The sequence below is a fragment of the Streptomyces sp. NPDC013457 genome, from assembly GCF_043089925.1.
Classification (GTDB): domain Bacteria; phylum Actinomycetota; class Actinomycetes; order Streptomycetales; family Streptomycetaceae; genus Streptomyces.
In genome coordinates this window covers 1-16,540 of the sequence record NZ_JBICBL010000016.1, presented here as the reverse complement: position 1 = coordinate 16,540, position 16,540 = coordinate 1, and the positions used below count along the sequence as shown (strand labels likewise).

The 16,540-nt window shown below is 67.8% G+C and carries 13 protein-coding genes and 3 pseudogenes; 7 read left to right on the top strand and 9 right to left on the bottom strand.

Annotation, left to right across the window (positions count from 1 at the left end):
- Positions 1-585 (top strand): FG-GAP repeat domain-containing protein (locus ACF1G2_RS32715; protein ID WP_391801784.1); only part of this gene is annotated, 585 nt, incomplete at its 5' end.
- Positions 586-1,118: 533 nt separating this feature from the next.
- On the opposite strand, the gene ACF1G2_RS32710 is transcribed toward ACF1G2_RS32715, so the two are convergent.
- From ACF1G2_RS32710 to ACF1G2_RS32690, 5 genes and pseudogenes are all read right to left on the bottom strand, one after another.
- Positions 1,119-1,775, bottom strand: coding sequence for a hypothetical protein (locus ACF1G2_RS32710; RefSeq protein WP_391801783.1), 657 nt, complete (start codon positions 1,773-1,775; stop codon positions 1,119-1,121).
- 517 nt (positions 1,776-2,292) lie between these two features.
- Positions 2,293-2,694, bottom strand: a complete 402-nt coding sequence (locus tag ACF1G2_RS32705) for an SMI1/KNR4 family protein (RefSeq protein ID WP_391801782.1) — start codon at positions 2,692-2,694, stop codon at positions 2,293-2,295.
- Positions 2,695-2,808: 114 nt separating this feature from the next.
- Positions 2,809-3,507 (bottom strand): transposase, encoded by a 699-nt coding sequence (locus ACF1G2_RS32700; RefSeq protein ID WP_391801954.1) that lies wholly within the window; start codon positions 3,505-3,507, stop codon positions 2,809-2,811.
- Positions 3,508-3,590: 83 nt separating this feature from the next.
- A pseudogene (locus ACF1G2_RS32695) lies at positions 3,591-3,851 on the bottom strand (transposase); the annotation flags it as partial.
- Between the two features lie 281 nt (positions 3,852-4,132).
- Positions 4,133-4,924, bottom strand: coding sequence for a hypothetical protein (locus tag ACF1G2_RS32690; RefSeq protein ID WP_391801781.1), 792 nt, complete (start codon positions 4,922-4,924; stop codon positions 4,133-4,135).
- 954 nt (positions 4,925-5,878) lie between these two features.
- Between ACF1G2_RS32690 and ACF1G2_RS32685 the strand changes: the two genes are divergently transcribed.
- The 3 genes and pseudogenes from ACF1G2_RS32685 to ACF1G2_RS32675 all read left to right on the top strand — a co-directional run bounded on the left by ACF1G2_RS32685 (position 5,879) and on the right by ACF1G2_RS32675 (position 9,443).
- Complete coding sequence (locus ACF1G2_RS32685) at positions 5,879-7,879, top strand: hypothetical protein (protein WP_391801780.1); 2,001 nt, start codon at positions 5,879-5,881, stop codon at positions 7,877-7,879.
- A gap of 338 nt (positions 7,880-8,217) precedes the next feature.
- Positions 8,218-8,535, top strand: a pseudogene (locus ACF1G2_RS32680) (DUF6308 family protein); the annotation flags it as partial.
- A gap of 111 nt (positions 8,536-8,646) precedes the next feature.
- A pseudogene (locus tag ACF1G2_RS32675) lies at positions 8,647-9,443 on the top strand (IS5 family transposase).
- A gap of 34 nt (positions 9,444-9,477) precedes the next feature.
- Here the strand turns inward: ACF1G2_RS32675 and ACF1G2_RS32670 are convergent.
- A complete protein-coding gene (locus tag ACF1G2_RS32670) occupies positions 9,478-9,942 on the bottom strand; it encodes a hypothetical protein (RefSeq protein ID WP_391801779.1) in 465 nt (154 codons plus the stop codon).
- Positions 9,943-10,106: 164 nt separating this feature from the next.
- Between ACF1G2_RS32670 and ACF1G2_RS32665 the strand changes: the two genes are divergently transcribed.
- Both ACF1G2_RS32665 and ACF1G2_RS32660 read left to right on the top strand, forming a co-directional pair.
- Positions 10,107-10,370, top strand: coding sequence for a DUF6308 family protein (locus ACF1G2_RS32665; RefSeq protein WP_391801949.1), 264 nt, complete (start codon positions 10,107-10,109; stop codon positions 10,368-10,370).
- A gap of 74 nt (positions 10,371-10,444) precedes the next feature.
- The gene (locus tag ACF1G2_RS32660; RefSeq protein ID WP_391801778.1) at positions 10,445-10,876 is read left to right on the top strand and encodes a hypothetical protein; all 432 of its coding nucleotides are present in this window, start codon (positions 10,445-10,447) and stop codon (positions 10,874-10,876) included.
- A 212-nt stretch (positions 10,877-11,088) separates the two neighbouring features.
- Here ACF1G2_RS32660 and ACF1G2_RS32655 read toward each other — a convergent pair whose 3' ends face one another.
- From ACF1G2_RS32655 to ACF1G2_RS32645, 3 genes are all read right to left on the bottom strand, one after another.
- Positions 11,089-11,520: a DUF5958 family protein gene (locus tag ACF1G2_RS32655; RefSeq protein ID WP_391801777.1), complete on the bottom strand. Its 432-nt coding sequence runs from the start codon at positions 11,518-11,520 to the stop codon at positions 11,089-11,091.
- 456 nt (positions 11,521-11,976) lie between these two features.
- Entirely contained in the window at positions 11,977-14,640 is a 2,664-nt protein-coding gene (locus tag ACF1G2_RS32650) for a Helicase associated domain protein (RefSeq protein ID WP_391801776.1), read from the bottom strand.
- 20 nt (positions 14,641-14,660) lie between these two features.
- Positions 14,661-15,224: a hypothetical protein gene (locus ACF1G2_RS32645; RefSeq protein ID WP_391801775.1), complete on the bottom strand. Its 564-nt coding sequence runs from the start codon at positions 15,222-15,224 to the stop codon at positions 14,661-14,663.
- 136 nt (positions 15,225-15,360) lie between these two features.
- Between ACF1G2_RS32645 and ACF1G2_RS32640 the strand changes: the two genes are divergently transcribed.
- On the top strand, positions 15,361-15,597 hold the full coding sequence (locus ACF1G2_RS32640; RefSeq protein ID WP_391801774.1) for a hypothetical protein: 237 nt from the start codon (positions 15,361-15,363) through the stop codon (positions 15,595-15,597).
- The last annotated feature ends 943 nt before the right edge of the window (positions 15,598-16,540 follow it).

Below are 16,540 nucleotides of genomic sequence, written 5' to 3'. Positions count from 1 at the left end.
AGGCTCGACATCGTCGGCTGCCACGACGACGGCGTCTGGATCTCCCTCCAAGACGAAGAAGGATCCTTCGTCGAACCTCTCTACGTCCTCGACAGCTTCGGCGCCGAGGCGGGATGGACCTCAGCCGAGGATCACCCCCGGTTCCTGACCAGGACCACCGAGGGCGGCGCAGCAGACATCGTCGGCTTCGGCCCGCACGGCGTCGCCGTCGCGCGGGGCCGCGGGGACGGCACATTCGAGCCCGCACAACTCGTCCTCAACGACTTCGGGACCGCCCAGGGGTGGACGAGCGGGAAGCACCTCAGGTTCCTCGCCGACGTCACCGGCGACGGCAAGCCGGACATCGTCGGATTCGGCGACGAAGGGGTCTGGGTCTCGCACAACGCCGGAGCCGGCAGGTTCGATCAGGCCCAACTCGTGTGCCGCGGCTTCGGCTACAACGACGACGCCGGAGCGTGGCGGGTCGACCGCCACCCCCGCTTCCTCGCCGACATCACCGGCGACGGACGCGTCGACATCGTCGGCTTCGGCGGTCCGGGAGTGCACGTCGCCCGAAACCTCTTCCGCCGCTTCCGAACCCGATAACCCAGCGAACCCATACGGCCACAGCAACAGCGTCCGCCCACCCGAGCACACAGGCCGGCAGCCGAACACCAAGCCGACCAACACCTGAGACAGAGCGAAGGGCTGCGCCACCACAGGCACAGCCCCTCGCGCCCACCACCCGGCCGCGCCCCATCCCCGCCAGACGCCGCGCCTGCGCAGCATCTCCCACCAGCCCGCACCGCTTGGCCCACGACCGCGCCCACGTGTCAGGCCCAGTCCACGCCCAGCTTCCGCAGGGCGTCTGTCCGGGGCGGTTTTGCTGATCGGCAGGCGTGGGTTGGCCCGGGCTGATCAGTTTGGCGTTGATGGTGATAGGGCTTCAGGCAGGCTGCCCCCTGCTCGGTGGTGGAGAGACGAGGGATGCGTATGGGTGTAGCGCTCGTCCTTGCTCACGGTGAACGCGTAGGAGCGGACCTGCGCTACCTCTTTCTCTGCCAGGGTGACGGAGGGCCTTTTGAGCTCGACCACCAGGTGGCGTTTGTTCTGGCTGGCGCCGGCGACGGCGGAGAGCGTCAGGTCCAGGTGGCCGCCGCGGCCGTCCGTGCGTCGTACCTGCTGCGGGGCACACCGGGAGTCCGTCCCAGAGCGCGCTCCAGTGCCTCGGTCAGCCCTACCTCGGAAACAGCGCTGGCGTACTCGTCGCGGTAGACCCACAATTCCTTCTCCAGCATGCGGTGGAGCTGGTCGACCTCCCGCATCGCGGTGCGGGACTGGGGGGCGAACAGCAGGGTGCGCAGCAGACCGAGGAAGTCGATGCGGTCGACGGCCTGGGCGTTCGCCGCGACGAGGTTCGCCGGCGGGGTCCGCTCGACGAGATCCTCCAGGCGCTCCTTCTGCACCCCGCTCAGCCCGACCAGCTCGTCGAGGAGCTTGGGCATGGCGTGGGGCTGGCGGCGCAGCGCTTCACGGAGGAGCACCAGCTGGGTACGCCGGGCCTGCCGGGACCCCTGCAGGGTGGCTACAGAGTCGAATGCCTCGAGCTCTGCAACGTCCACCGGAACGGTCGGCTCACCGGTGTAGGGGTAGACACCCGCCTCGATCCACTTCGCGATCAGCTTTTTGGCCCGGTCGTGTTCATGTTCCCGGAGGTATGACGGTAGCCGTGCGCGCGCTGCCTCCACCGGGTGACCCAGGAGCGAATCGGAGTGCTCGAACTCGCCTTCCAACATGTCGTGGTCGGTGAGGCCCGCGAATTTGTCCCACAGGACATACGCGGTGAAGTCGAAGTCGGGCGCCTGGTGCGATCTCTACCTCCAGTCCGGGCTGCCAGACCTGGGATGCCTTCAGATAGCGGCCGGGTTGCCTGAACGCCCACTCGGACCGGGCGAGCGCGTCAGCGACTGCACCGGGCCACATCCGCTCATCCTCGACGCGGCGGACAGCTGCACGAGTCTTCGTGGAAGCGCCCCGGATCGGCCGAACTACAACGTGTCTGCGAGGCCGCCACCGCTCAGCACGGACGGCCTTCGGGCGCGCGCCTACGCGGCATCGCCCTTTCTGATCAAGATGACGTCGTCCTGCCACGAACGAGGCCGGCTCCGCACGCACGATCGCCCCCCTGGCCACTCGGGGGTGCTCTTACTTCTCACCGGCATTTACGCGCTCTTCGATCACGCCGTGATGCCGAAACCCACCGACAAGTGCTCTCGCTTGAGGGTTCTGGCACGCATTCCGTGGGGGCAGCGGTCAGGAGGGCGAGGGATCGGGGTCGTCCCATTTCCACCCGGTGTGAGGGAACTGATCCAGCAGGGCGGAGAGGGACGCTGCCTGGTGGATGGCCGATGACCAGTCTTCCGCGGAGACGTCGAGTGTCACCAGAGGCGGGGTGTCCTGGCGGAAGTCGTAGGCAAGCAGCTCGCGGCTTCCGTCTCCGCCGATGACGAGGGCGCCGGGGAAGCGTTTCTGGAATTCACCGGCCTCGTTGATGTCGATGAGTTCGTCCAGCGCGGTGATCACCAGGAAGTCGTCAGCGGGAGGAACGAACTGACTCAGACTCCCGGTCATGCCAAGGAAGTCCCGGTAGTCCTGGGGGAACCGGACTCCGAAGTGGTGCTCGACCTGCACGATCCGGTCATCGTTCGAATTCATGAGGCAGTTCTATCAAGGGCAGAGCGGGTGACGATGGCCGCCTTGTGCCGTCGGCGAGGAGGACACGTTTGCGGAGTAGAGGGAGCTTGGCTCGTCCGAACATCTGGCGTTTGATCATCTTGGTGTGGTTGACGCGACCCTCGACGGGCCGGAGTTCCGGTGGGTGTTCAGGCCCTGTACGACGGCGTCCTGATCTTTCTCCAGGCCGGTGGCGAACGCGTGCAGCCGGGGCAGGTTCGCGGAGTGGGTGGCGGTGATCCAGTCCTTGAGATGCTGGCCGGAGCGGCTCTGAAGGATCTCCGCGAAACCGCGGACGTGCGCGTGGAGGGCCTTCAGCTGGGGGCAGGGGGCGAGGACAGCGGTGAACTGCTCACGTTCCTCGTGGCCCAGGCGCTCGGGGTGCCGCATCATCCAGCCGGTGACCCGGCGGACTCCCGGTTGCGCGGGTGGGACGACTCGGATGCGGCGCCGGCGCCTTGGCCAAAGGCAGTTGCTGATGATTTGGTAGCTCCCGCGATAGCCGAGTTTGTGGAGTTCGGCATGCAGCTGGATGGCGTTGGTGTGTCCTTCGGCCCAGCGTTTGTCCAGGTGGGGTTTGTAGGGGTCGAGCCGGCTGGGCCGGGGCCGGTGCCGGCCGGTCAGTAGCTGTTCGGGGACTGCCGCGGGGGCGTTGCGGCGGACGGCGTTGCCGTCGATGTGTCGTTCTCTGGCGATCTCGGGGATGCCGTGTCCCTGGGCGAGCGGGGCGTGGATGGTTGCGTGCCGCTCTCGGATGCGGGTTTCGTTCCGCGACATCGCCTTCGTCGCATCCACACTGTCGCCATCGTTTGCCGGGCCGTCAGGGCTGGCGGCTGCCGTGTTGAGGCATGTGCTGTGGAGCCGGTACTGGCTTCGACGGCGGTGCCGAGGTTCTGCCAGAGGTGGAACCGGTCGGCCACCTGGACCGCGTTCGGGGCACCGGTGCGGGCGCCATCGGCGTAGGAACCGGCCCGGTCACGGTAGACGACCTCGGCGCCGGGATGCTTGCGCAGCCAGCCCGCCAGGGTGGTGGCGTCCCGGCCGGTCAGCAGGTCGAGGGGCTGGCCAGTCTCGCAGTCAATGAGGACGGTCCCATAACGCTGCCCGCGGCGGATGGCGAAGTCGTCGACCCCCGGCACTTTCGGGACGACCCAGGTGGGTGATGATCTGCGGGTTTTTGTCGGTGGTGGTTCGGCATCGTGATGTCAGTGGGTGAGTATCGAACTCTCTGCTGTTCAGTGGGTTGTCGTGGGTGGCTCGGCTGCTGTCAGGGATGCCGATTTGGTGCTGACGTTTGTGGTGATGATGCGGGTCATTTGGTTGCCGGTCGGTACAGCCTGAGATGTGTTGTCGCTGGTCAGAGCTGCGGTGGCAGGGGCTGGGTGCTGACAGTTGGGACGGGGGCCGTCGGTGTCGCTTTCTACTGGTGGTGGCCGAGTGTGTAGCGGATTCCTGTTGCGGTGAGGCGGAGTTGTTCCCCGCCCTGGGCCGTGATGAGGGGGAAGAGCGGACTGTCCGGTGCACGGTCCTTGAGCTGTCCGTGGATGCCTGCGGCGCGTACGAGGCAGCGCGCCCAGGTGGGGAGGGCGTAGAGCTGGCATCGGCGGTGCGCTGTGCTGTCGTGTACTTTGACGGCGGTCGCCGTTTCGTTGATGTCGATGCCGCGGATCAGCGCGAGCCTGTTGAGGTCTGCCCCGGTGACCGCGTGGATGGTCAGGGCTGTCGCGTGCAGGGGGTGCGCCACGGTGGTCAGCCGGGCGGCAAGGACGTCTACCGGCGTGCGGCTCTGCTCTCGCCCGGGAGGTGCGCTGCTCTTCGTGGAGGTGAGGTCGGGTGCGCCTGGGCACCCTGCGCGTTTCGGACGGTCTGTCACCACGCCGTCCGGCCATGCCGGGGAGGTGATCCACTGCGCGTCGTCCAGGCTGGAGGCTGGTCCGGTGGGCCCTTGCTGTCCGGCGCTCCGCGTGCCGTCCGGTGAGTGTTCCGTGTGGTTCAGGACAGCACGGGCCTGCGGGAGGGTTTCGATGAGGTGGTACGGGGTCTGTTCGAGGAGCGTCCTCAAGGCAATGGTGACCGGCCGGTGCCAGAGGAGAGTGAGGTGGATGCCGCAGCGTTCGCGCAGGGCGAGTAGTTGTTTCTGGCGGGCGATGGTGAGGCGGTCGGTGCGGCAGACGATGAGATGCCTGATGCGGTGGGTGAGTTCCCGCCCCACAGCGCCATTAGCCGCCGGACCTCCGCGGTGACCGTGAAATGGGACGACTCCACCCGGGCGAGACGGTGATCCTCCCGGGCAGCGGCCAGCCACCGCCACACCGTCCGCTCCGACTTCCCCAACGCCTGTGCCACCAGGCGCACATGCGCGGTCGTCAGCTCTCCACGCTTGTCGAGGTCCAGCAGCCGGGGCATCGCCGCCGCACGCCCCGATGCCAGCGGGAACACGGCCATCGGAGCCTCTCCGGGATCCTCGCTATGGCTTCCCGACATGTGCGGCCCCCTCCGCCGAGTACTGGACCGCACTGCCTGCCGTCCTACTCCCAGGTATCCCAGCCCTTCGGCACCCAACTGACCGGAATCGGCATACGACTGACACGAACCATCGTCATCCGGTACGGCCGTGTCCGCGTACGGACTGGCGATCTGCTGGACGGCCTTCCACAGACGTCGTAGAGCTCCCGGGTGCACTCCGGGATGAACCGCGGACTTGGTCACCGTGCCGGCCAGGCCCACTCGGCGTTCCTCCGCCTGACCGCGGCCACCCCAGCCGCTCCTGGAGGCGATCGGCAACCCCTGCCGCCAGGCCGCCGACGCCCTTGAGGAAGCAGAAGCCCGGGTCCGCCAAGCGGAGAGGGTGCCGGCTGGAACAGCGTCCTGGAGCCGCACCCGTCCTTGCGCGGGACCTGCGACCTGCGGCCCGGGAATGACGCTTGTGGCGCCCGCCCGAACATTGAGCAGGACCAGGCCGCGCCCGAGCAGAATGGCACCAGCTGGCTCTCCTGCCTACGCGGCTGACGCGGGCAAGCCTCCAGCAGAAGCGGGTAGGCCCAAGTCCATATCGGGCAAGCCGCGCCGTCGATGCAGAAGAGGTCACCCGGCTTCACAATCCACTCGTTCCTGGCCAGGACGGTCGCCTAGGGTTTGACCGCTACACCTGGAGTCAGGAGTCGAGATGGATGCTCTGCCAGCAGTTCTCAGCGCGGTGAACAGCGGAGTCGACTCCTGCGAACCACTGCACAAGGTCGGGCGGGAACTGCGCGCTGGCTGGTCGCACACGAACCCGGGCGAGGAGGAGCACGAGCACTTCGCGGCCCTGTGGGCGGCCATGGAGTTCCGGCTGCTGGACGGCACTTGGGACGTCGTCCTCGGACCGTTCCGCAGCACCGACGACAACGGTGACCTGGTTTCGAGGGCCGTGGGCGAGATGCCGCCCGCGGTCTTCGATGCCTGGGCCGCCTACGCCCCCGAGACGACGCACCCCCTGGTCCGGGCCCGGCTTCACCACCTGCTCTGGGTGGCCCGGCACGGGACACGGCCCATCGAGTACCTCCGCTCCGCGGTGCACAGCTACCGGGATGCTGCCAGTGCGCTGCTGACGAAGGCCGAGGAACACCTGGAGGCGCTCGTCCCCCCTCCGGAGCCGGGCGGGGCGGCATCCTTCGAAGCCGAGGTGGCCCGACTTGCTGCAGCGGACGCCCTGGTGCTCGCCTACGGCCTGGCGGCCGCTACTCGGCAGCCCGAGCGTACCGACATCGTCGGCGACATGATCGCTCTCGGCCAGGCCGCGCTCGCCTGGAAGCCCCCGTCGCCGGGCGTGCTCGGCCTCATGACCGCCCCGCTCGTGGTCAGCACGCACGACAAGCCCGCCGTGCGCCCCCTGCTCGAGCATGCCGTCGACGAGTACTGCGGAGAGGGCCAGTTCCACTACCGGGTGGAGTTCCTCGAGGAACTCCGCTGCGTGGTGGGCGCCGATGAGCACCGCGACATGGACGAACAGATCCACCGCGCCCGTATGGAACTGGCCGACAACAGCACGGGACTCCGGAAACTCCTCGCCATGGAAGACGCTGCTCGACACGCCCGCGACAGCGGGCTGACCGACGCCCTTGACGAGGTGCGCAGAACACAGCAGAAGATCGGTCGGGACGAACTTCCCATGGACACCATCGGCACCCCGGCCCCCCTGCCGGCGGGCTACCTGGAGGCAGCGAGCGCGGCCATCGACGCCGCCGACAGCATGGAGCACGCACTTCACTCCATCGCCACCACTCCTCCCACGATGAGTGACTCCGCGGCCCTGCCGTCCGGGCTACTGTCCCTGCCGACGGTGTACATCAACCCCAACGGCCCCGTCGTGACGCGCACCGTCGGGAGCGACATCACCGGAGGAGAGGGCTTCTTCTTTCGGCAGCACGTTTTCGCCCTCGACGTGCACGGTCTGGTCGTCGAAGCCCAGCTGGACCGAGTCCGCGACCGGTTCCGCCCGACGGCGGAGGACCTCGTGCCGTTCTTCGCCAGCCCGGAGCATGCTCCGGAGCCTCGGATGCGCGGTCTCGCCCGCGCCTTCGAGGCGTTCTGGGAGGGCGATGTCGACACGGCCCTGGCCCTGGCGCTGCCGCGCCTCGAAGGCACGCTGCGCCGCAGACTCCAGGCAGCCGACACCGCGGTGATCACGCATGCGAAAGGGAAGACCATCGGACAGGTCCAGCAGCTTGGCTCCCTCCTCGACAAGCTGGATGAACTCGGCTTCCCCGAGCCGTGGCCCCTCGTCCTCCGGACGGTGCTGGGCAACGCCGAGGGGCAGATGAACCTCCGCAACAACGTCCTGCACGACCTGGTCGACACGCCTTCCCGGCACCGGGCAGCGCTCGTGCTCCAGATCGCCCTGGCTGTGCTCTTCCTCGGGGAGGAGCCACCTGCCCGGACGGGGTCTGCCGACAGCGGCACGCGGATGCCGTTGCCGTGGAACGCCGCCGTCGATCAGCGCCTGCCGTTCCCCGTGCCCGACCCCCGGGCCCATGACTTCGTCACTCAGTACGCCGACATGCATGACGGTGCTGCACACCTCCCGCGAGCTCCTGCGCCACTCCTACTTCTGCTACGAGTTCTCCACCGTGGCCCTCCTGCATGCCCTGATCGCGATGGAGATCGTCCTCCGGGCCAAGATCCCTGACTCCGGCACGAAGCCGCTCCACACCCTCATCAAGCAGGGCAAGAAAAGCGGCCTCCTGACCGACCGACAGACGGAGTTCCTCCACGAGGGGCGCAAGCTCCGCAACCGCATCGCCCACGGCCAGAGGGCTCATTCCGTCATGCCCCCACGCTGGGGGCCGGGATGCTCACTACAGCCTTCACCTTGATCAGCGAGGTATGGGCGGCCCAGCCGACGCCACCGGCCACAACTGACACAGATGAGGGCACAGGTATCTGAGATGAACGAGCTTGTCGCGGAGCCTGCTCCCACAGTCGAGGCGCCGTCCGTGCTGGGGCAGCGCCTGCACGCCGTTCTGGATGCGGAGCGGGTGGTGGACGACCTGCGCCGCTACTTCGGGATCGGCCTGCCCCCGGGTGCCGGAGCGTTCACGGGGGGGCTGGTTCGAGCACCTGGCGGGCGGGGGCGACCGTCGGCAGGTCGTAGACCGGTTCACCGCAGAGGACCTGGTGGCGGTGCAGACCCTGTCGGTGACCGTTCCCCCGCCCGTCGCCCTCGACCTGCTGGAAGGACCGCTGGGCACCCAACTGTCCGAACTGCTGCGAGGCATCCCTTCCGACACTGATCTGTCCGACGCCGATGCCTCGGTCGTCGCGGACGGCTCGCCGGCGTACCGGGCCTGGTGCTTGTTAGAGGATCAGTACAAGGTTGGGTGGGTGATCGCCGGGAAGCTCTTAGACGTCGTTTCTTATGGCGTGACCGTTCGTTGGGTCAGGCATGACCGATTTGTGGAGCGGCTGGTACCGGATGAGTTGTGGGTGCTGTTTCGGCGGGTGGTGCCGCCGACCGAGGTGAAGCGTCCGCAGGGCGGGGGCCGCCGCCGGGCTGGTGACCGTGAGGCTCTGGCCGCGATCATCTTCGTAGCCACTACGGGCTGCACCTGGCGGCAGCTCCCGCCGGTGTTCGGCCCGGCTTGGCCCACGGTCTACCGACGGTTCGCCCAGTGGAGCCGCGCTCGCGTCTGGGCCCGGCTCTATCGCGTTGTCCTCGACGAGCTTGGCGCCCGGGGAGAACTGGACTGGTCGCGGTGCGCGATCGACTCGGTCAGCGTCAGGGCTGCAAAAGGGGGCCTTTGACGGGACCGAATCCGACCGATCGCGGCAAGCCGGGGTCGAAGATCCACCTTATCACTGACCGGAACGGACTACCGCTGTCACTGGGCATTTAAGGCGCGAACATGCACGACAGCCTGGGTCTTGAGCCGCTCGTTCGCGGCATCCCGCCCATCCGCTCCCGCCGAGGCCCGCGCCGCCGGCGTCCGGCGAAACTGCATGCCGACAAGGGATACGACTACGGCCACCTGCGTCGATGGCTCCGCGAGTGCGGCATCCGTCACCGCATCGCCCGCAAGGGTGTCGAGTCCTCGCATAGGCTCGGCCGCCACCGGTGGGTGGTCGAGAGAACCGTGTCCTGGCTGGCGGGCTGCCGACGCCTCCACCGGCGCTACGAACGCAAGGCCGAACATTTCCTCGCCTTTGTCGGCATAGCAGCACTGCGCATCTGTTTCCGTCGGCTGACTCCTTGAACCCGGCAACGTTGGCAGGGCGGTTCCCGATCCATCAGAGACCCGACGGATGGCTGGAAAGCCAGTCGGCATGCCTATCGCGCATCCGATCGCGTTCCTCGGGCGTGGTGAGGAAGGCGTCGGCGCCACCGTCGTAGGGGTGGTGGATGCGGCGCATCTGAGTGTCGGTGACGAGGGTGCCCGCCACTTTGTCGTCAGCGATGTCACGCAGTAGCTCGTCGAGGCAGCCGTGTCGCCAGGGTCGGCGGGCGGTGAAGAGATGGCAGTAGGTGCGGAACTCCGGGTCGGGATCGTCCTCCACCAGCAGGCTCTGCCAGTAGTCAGCGTCAGGCTGGAACGGCGGAGCCTCGGCTTCGGTCGCCCAGACGGGTGTGATCACGTACACGTCCCCACCAGCGAACAGCTCATCGAGGACCGTGTTGTACCGCCCCAGGAGGACGGCGTACTCACTCTCGTCCTCTGCGTATCGCTTCGACTCCGGCAGGCTGTGGAAGCGCACCCAGACATTCTGATACGGGTCGCGGAGCTTGTACCCAACCGGAGGACAGTTGGGCCAGTGCTGCTGCCACAGCTCCGTCAAAGCTGCCGTTACGCCTCCAGACATCTGCCGTACTCGTCCTCTCACACAATGTCCTCTACCGGTGGTCATGATGCCCGGCGCGGCTGACCAAGAGAAACGACTTCTTAGCCCGTAAGCGGCCGCGGCTGTTGCCGGTCTACGACCGGGTCGTGCGCTGTGCGCTCGGCCACCCGCCGTCGTTCTGGACCGATCTGCGCACTGCCCTGCGCGAGGACGACGCGGCCCTGCACCACCGGCTCCTTGGCCTGCGGCAGAGTACGGGCCTGCCCGAGACGGTCAGCGTGCTACGGGTCGCCGATGTCGCGGTATGGATGGCCCACCCCGCCCCGGGCCACCGCTGCCCCTGAGGACCGGCCGCAGGGAGGTCAAGTGCTGACGCTCGGAGGGGGGCTTGTTGGTGTGTGGGGTGCTGGCTGGCCGGGTGCGTTGGGGGTTCGGCTCCCAGTCCTACGCCGACGTCGTCCGCGACCGCGTCGCCCACGAGCAACGCGAAGCCCGCCTACTCGTCGTCAGCGACTTCGACTGCTCGGGCGAGGACATCGAGCGGGACTGGGTGGAACGGGGGGCCTGCTGGAGCTCGGTGACCAGGGTGCTACTCACCTACGACCAGGTCGTCCACGACTACGAGCTACCCGCGTCCGAGGGCAAGCGCGGCGACCCGAGATGGCCGGCCTTCGCGCGCCGGTACGGCTTCGACATCGAGCACCCGGTGCAGTGGGAGGTCGAAGCGCTGGAGCCGGACGAACTCCGGCGCCTGGTCCTCGCCGCCGTCGACCCGTACTGCGACACGAACCGGGACTCCCCTCGCCGAGATGCTCGGACGAGAAGATCCACAGACGCCCGCATGACCTGACATCCGGCACACACGCTGCACGTGACTGCCGCTGCATGCGCAAGATCATTCACGGAACTGCGGACAGAGCCCTGAATTTCTCCAGTCGGTGCTCAGGGGTTTCCCGGAGCTGCTCACATTTCTCCCCGCCCGGAGCGCGCTGATCTGCGGACGGATGTCACTGGGGAAGGGTTGTTCGATAGCCGGCCGAGCCGGAGCTGGAATGGCCGATGCTACGGCTGCTGGGTCGCCGCCGGTAGGTTGTGCCATGCATGTCCGCAGGCGCCTTTGCAGTACGTCTCGCGGCGGCGAGTGTCAGCAACGGCGAACACGGAAACGAGGACCCGGAACGCCTTGACGTGTTCGGCGGAGGGCAGGCCCGCGAACCCGTAGCGGGGCGGGTCCACGCAGATCATTACCGAGGGGTTGGCCGTGGGCTTCACACCAGACCGCGCCACCCCCGCACGGCCGTCCGCGGCTGTAATGTGCGCCTGCATCGCATAGCCGGCGACTTCCTGCAGAACCATCTGCTGGCGTGCCGGGGCGAGGCCGGAGAACCAGCTCACACCAGCGTCCAACGTGCGGAGCCCCTGGGCGATCTCGTTGACGACCCGCTCGCTCTCGAGCCGGAAGGTGCGGCCGTCGTCGCTGGTCGGTTCGGTCATCGCTTGATGATTTCACGACGCCGGTTCCGGGCGAAGGCCCGGTACCCGCACCCGAGACAGCGCGGGCGGGAACCGGGAACAGTCCGCTCCTGCGATCTGGCAGTGCCGCAGGACTCCCACTCCGCAGCTCGCTCTGTGCCCCCAGTACTTGAGTGACATCACAAAGCGCCGACATCGTTCACGAGGTCGGCCGCCAAACGACTCCCGAAGAGGCCGACACAGCAGGGCGGCCCCGGCCATTTTTTGCCGACACCAATGGACCGGGGGACCAAGAGCAGCACTAGCCGCTTTCACAGATCCTCATCACAGAAGCGGGGCGCACAGGGTGCAACACCGGGGGTGCAGCAGAGTCCGCGTTGCACCTCTGACCTGCCAGAACATCGGCCGAGCCATGGCCACAGCACCGGCCCCCGGACTTCAAGAGGCCCGGAGGCCGGTCACGGTGCTGGAAGGCGGTCAGGGGCTGTCCGGGGCGGTCTGGGGGATCGTCACCGGCTTCGCCCATTTCATGCCGAGCTTCGCGAGGGCGGCGAGCTGGTCGGTGTCCAGCCGGTCCCTTCTGGATTTGGTGTTGGAGATCCATACGCCCAGCTTCACGGGCACCAGCCCCGTTTCACCGTCGACCTCGACCTCGATGACCGCGCTGCGCGGGACGGGGCGGTCACCCTCCCGCTCCACCCACTGCGTCAGAGCCGCGAGGCCCCGCTGGAACGCCTGCTGTGCATTGCTCGGGCCCTTCGTCGCACGTGCGGCTGCCGGGGCCTGGTCGGGCTGCACGCTCAGCTTCACCAGCCGCTGTTGCTGTTCGGTCGACAGCTGCGCCCAGGTGCCGGGGTTCTTCTGCCGCTTCAGCCACTTGCCCAGATCATCGCCTTCGAACAGCACGCCGGGTTCGATGGCCGGCAGGACGCCGCCGGCTTCGTCGCTGGCGAGGTCGGCGAGGACGCGGTAGTGGCGCTGCCAGTCCAGGGGCCACGGGCAGTTCCAGTCCTCGTCGACGGCGGTCAGCTGCTGCGCGCGTACGGCGGCCCGCTCCGCATCCTTGCCCAGACCACCTTTGCGGCGGAGGTTGGCCATGTGTTGTCCGACCGGCACCATCGCTTCGTCCTCGCCCCACATCGCGTCCTGACGCGGGGCGAGGTGTCCCATGGCCCGCCGGTAGGAGCGCAGGACAGCGAGTTTGTTCTCCCAGGCTTCCTCGCCCGGCTCCCAGACCATCCCGGCCTCCGGCACGTCGAGCAGTGTCTTGCGCCGTTCCTCCAGCTCCCCGGCCCGCTGCGCCTTCCGCTGCTGGTGCACCCACCGGCCAAGCGGGAAGTCCTTGGTGACGCCGACCTCGACCTCGATGTCATACGGAACGGCGTAGAGCCCGGTGATCTCGTTCTCCTTCCGCCACCGCAGCAGGGCTTGGTAGCCCTCCAGCCACACCAGCGACTCCGGTCGGTAGACCCGGGTGCGCAGGAACGCGGCGATGGTCGCCGCGTCACGGGGGCTGGAGAAGTGGAGCAGGGCCGCTTCGGCGGCGGCCTGCGTGCCGTCCTCCTGGTCCTCGCCGTCACCGTTGCCGCCGGCCCCGACGATCCGCCCCTCCTCATCCCGTCTGACGTGCACCTTGCGCTTCCCGCTCGTGAGCGCGCGGGAAGCGAGCTGCTCGACGAGTCGTTCGTCGTGCGAGCGCAGGCCCTGGAGGACGGCCACGAGCGGCTTGAAGCTGGCGGAGGCGACCATGTCGGTCGGGTCTTCGCCGGGCTCCAGGAACACGGGCACGATGATGCGGGCGACCTTCGTGGAGCCGTCGCGGTTCAAGCGGAGTGCGCGGCCGATGTTCTGGACGATCTCGATCTGGGAGCCGCGGGTGTCGGCGAAGCAGATGGCCTCGACTCCCCGTTCGCCGGTGATGTCGACACCCTCACCGAGCACACGACAGCTTGCGAGGAACGCCCGGTGGACCCGCCGGCCCGCGGCGTCGATGCCGCCTGCGAACTGGCGCAGCACCTCGCGTCTCTCTGACACGAGGTGGTCGCCGCACAGCCATGCCGACCACACCCGGTCCGGGGGTACGTGGCGGCCGGCCTCGAGCTCGTAGAACTCCGCGTCGATCGAAGACGCGGGCAGCTTCTCCGCCTTGGCCAGGTCCTCGCCCGAGACCTCGCCGGCATACAGCTCGGCCGCCGTCTCGGGCAGCTTCTCCGCGAACGCGGCGGCTTCCTCGACCTTCTGGTGGAACGTCATGACGGTGCGCAGGTTCCAGGCGGCGGCGTGCTCCAGGAGCGCGGTCTGCAGCAGCGCCAGGCGCCGGCCCCGCCGCGCTTCCTCTGACTCCCCGAGAACGGGGGAGGGGTCGCGGATCTCCAGGACGTCGATCTCGAAACCGGCGAGGATCTCACGCTCGATCGCCTCGCTCAGGCCGAGCTCCGCGAGCCATGGGCCGTAGGTCCCGTTCGGGTCGTCGGCCATGGTCGCCAGCGCCACCTCCTGGCCGTCCGCGCCCTTTCGAGGCTGGGGAGCGGCGAGGATGCGCGGGGTGGCGGTCAGGTAGAGCCGGAAGTCCGCCGGGATCCGGGCGTTGTCGTGGATCGCCGCCCACGGACGACCAAGATCACCAGCGGTTCCGTGCGCCTCATCCACGATCGCGAGGTCGAACGGGGCCATCTGCTGTCCGTAGAGGCGCTCCCCGCCCGCCAGGGCGGCCTCCAGCGGCCCGCGAACCTTCCGCTGGCCCTCGGGAGCGTCGATGTCCTCACGGTCCACGAGAGAGGCGTACGTGGCGAGCACGACCACAGGCCCGGACCCCGCCCACAGAGCGAGCTGGATCGGGTTCGTGGTGGTCCGCACTCCGAGCGAGCCCAGGACCGCGTCGCTCTCCAGCGAGCACACCGCGACCATCGGGGCCTGGTGGCCCACCGCCCGCCACGCCTGGGCCGTCTGGGCGAGGAGGTCCAGGGTCGGGACCGTCACGAGGATCCGGCCGTGCGCGAACGACTCCAGCGCGCACGCGGCGGCCGTGATCGTCTTGCCCGACCCGGTCGCTGACACGATGGTGCCTCGGGCACCCTCGGAAGGCACAGATGATCTTGCAGGGAATCCGATCCATTTCCGGAATGCAGATTTCTGGTCCATCTGGTGTTCTCGGAGCTTGATCAAAAGTACTCTCCCGGCTGGGGAAGGATCTGCTCGGCGGAGACGATCCGGTATCCGCCGTTCTCGTTCGTTCCGCTCTGGCGGCTGAACGAGCGCTGGGCGTGCTCGACGGCGGCGGCTTCTGAGCCGGCGAAGTAGTGGCGGACCAGGGGCTGCTCTCCTGCGAGGGCGGCAGCCGGGCGTGCTGTGATCCGGTAGACGCGGTGCCTGAGCCTTTCGACGGGGTCCTGACCGTCGGTCTGCCCGGCATCGGCACAGTCCTTCTCAAGGCGCTGCAGGCGCTCGTCTTCGTAACGGACTGCGCGCCGGTCGTCCGAGGGCTCGTACACAGACATCCGCTGCTCAGCCATCACACGGGCGATCCGCCGCCATTGGCTGTGCTGGAAGAAGGCGATCCAAGCCTCGCTCAGGGCGTGTGGTTCATCCGGTCCAGCGCTCGCGAGAGTCTCGCGTATCGCAGCGAGACGTACGCGCTCCATGACCTGGTTCAGGTCCAGGCGCGTGGCTTTGCCCAGCACATCGAGGCGAGCCAGCTCATAGGGAAGATATTCGTAGACAAACATCGTGAAGCCTCACTCGCAGCACTCTGAGGGTGTTGATGTATTCCTCCAACATTACATGCTGCATCACCTTGAGGGGCACGTTCCCCTGAAGCACCACACGACGAGCGATGGCAGGATCCCGGCATACTGGCCAGTCATGGACAGACGCAGCACACGACGGTTGACACTGATGGTCGACGGGGAAGCGTTCGAGGTCACCGGGCGACCCGACGAGTTGGGTACATACGACTTCACCTGGCTGTCAGGCCCCAACCCCGGATACGGCTTCACCTCGGCCGTGCAGCCGGCCAGAGCCTTGAGCGAGCCGGAACTGCGGTCGTCAGCGCGGGACTTCTTGAAGCAGGTGGACCCAACCACCGGACACATCGAATAGCCGCCCCCGGGCACCCTCCGTAGCCAGCCAGGCCCGCGACAGCGGGCCCCAAGGTCCTGAAGGCGCAGCCGGAAGGACCGTCAGGCGGGGGAGCGCAGCGGACCCGCTTCGCCAGGCTGGAGCGAAGCGGAAGCCTGACAGCGTGCGCGGAGGTGGGTGGATAAATCGCGAGTGCTTCTTCGCCGGTTTGATTCATGATCATGGGGATGAATCATGAATCGAATGTCATAGCCGCTGTGCGACTACTGTGGGATGAGCACAGCCCTGCACCCTTCCCTCGTGGTCTTGCGGGTCAGGATCGGGCAGGGTTTGACCTTGTCCTGGTGGATGCGGACATAGGCGGGTGTGTGCATACCTGGCTGGATAACGGCGGAACCCTCGACATGAAGGGTTTCCGGATCCTGCATTGGCGTGGATCCCAGCTCACCGCGATCCTCACCGAGTTGGGTGAGGGCGACAGTCCCGAGTACTGGCATCGGCTTTCCAGGATGACGACCCTTGCTGCCTCCACAAACCCCAGGCCGAGAGACGCCTACCCGCCTGAGACGTGGAACCCGGAGAAACTCGCCCGCTTCCCTCAGGAACCGCCCTTCTAACCAGCCAGGCCCACGCAGTGGGCCTAAAGGTCCTGGAGGCGCAGCCGGAAGGAACCACCTAGGGGGTGGGGGAGCGCAGCGGACCCACCCCCTCTTCAAGTTCGCTTGCGAACCTGAACCCCCATCAGACGCTCCCCCACGCAACCAAGCGGCCTCACCATCCCGGGCGGGAGCGCAGCGGATGCCCTCCAGGCCGCGCAGCGGCCTGCCCCCAGGCTTCCGAAGCGCAGCGAAGGAAGCCGGCCACGGCGCAGCCGTGGCGAGCGGGGAGCGCAGCGGACCGCTCAACGCCCCCCGCGAAGCGGGGGGCGTTCGCTTGCACAGCGCGCAGCGCTGTGGTACCCGCT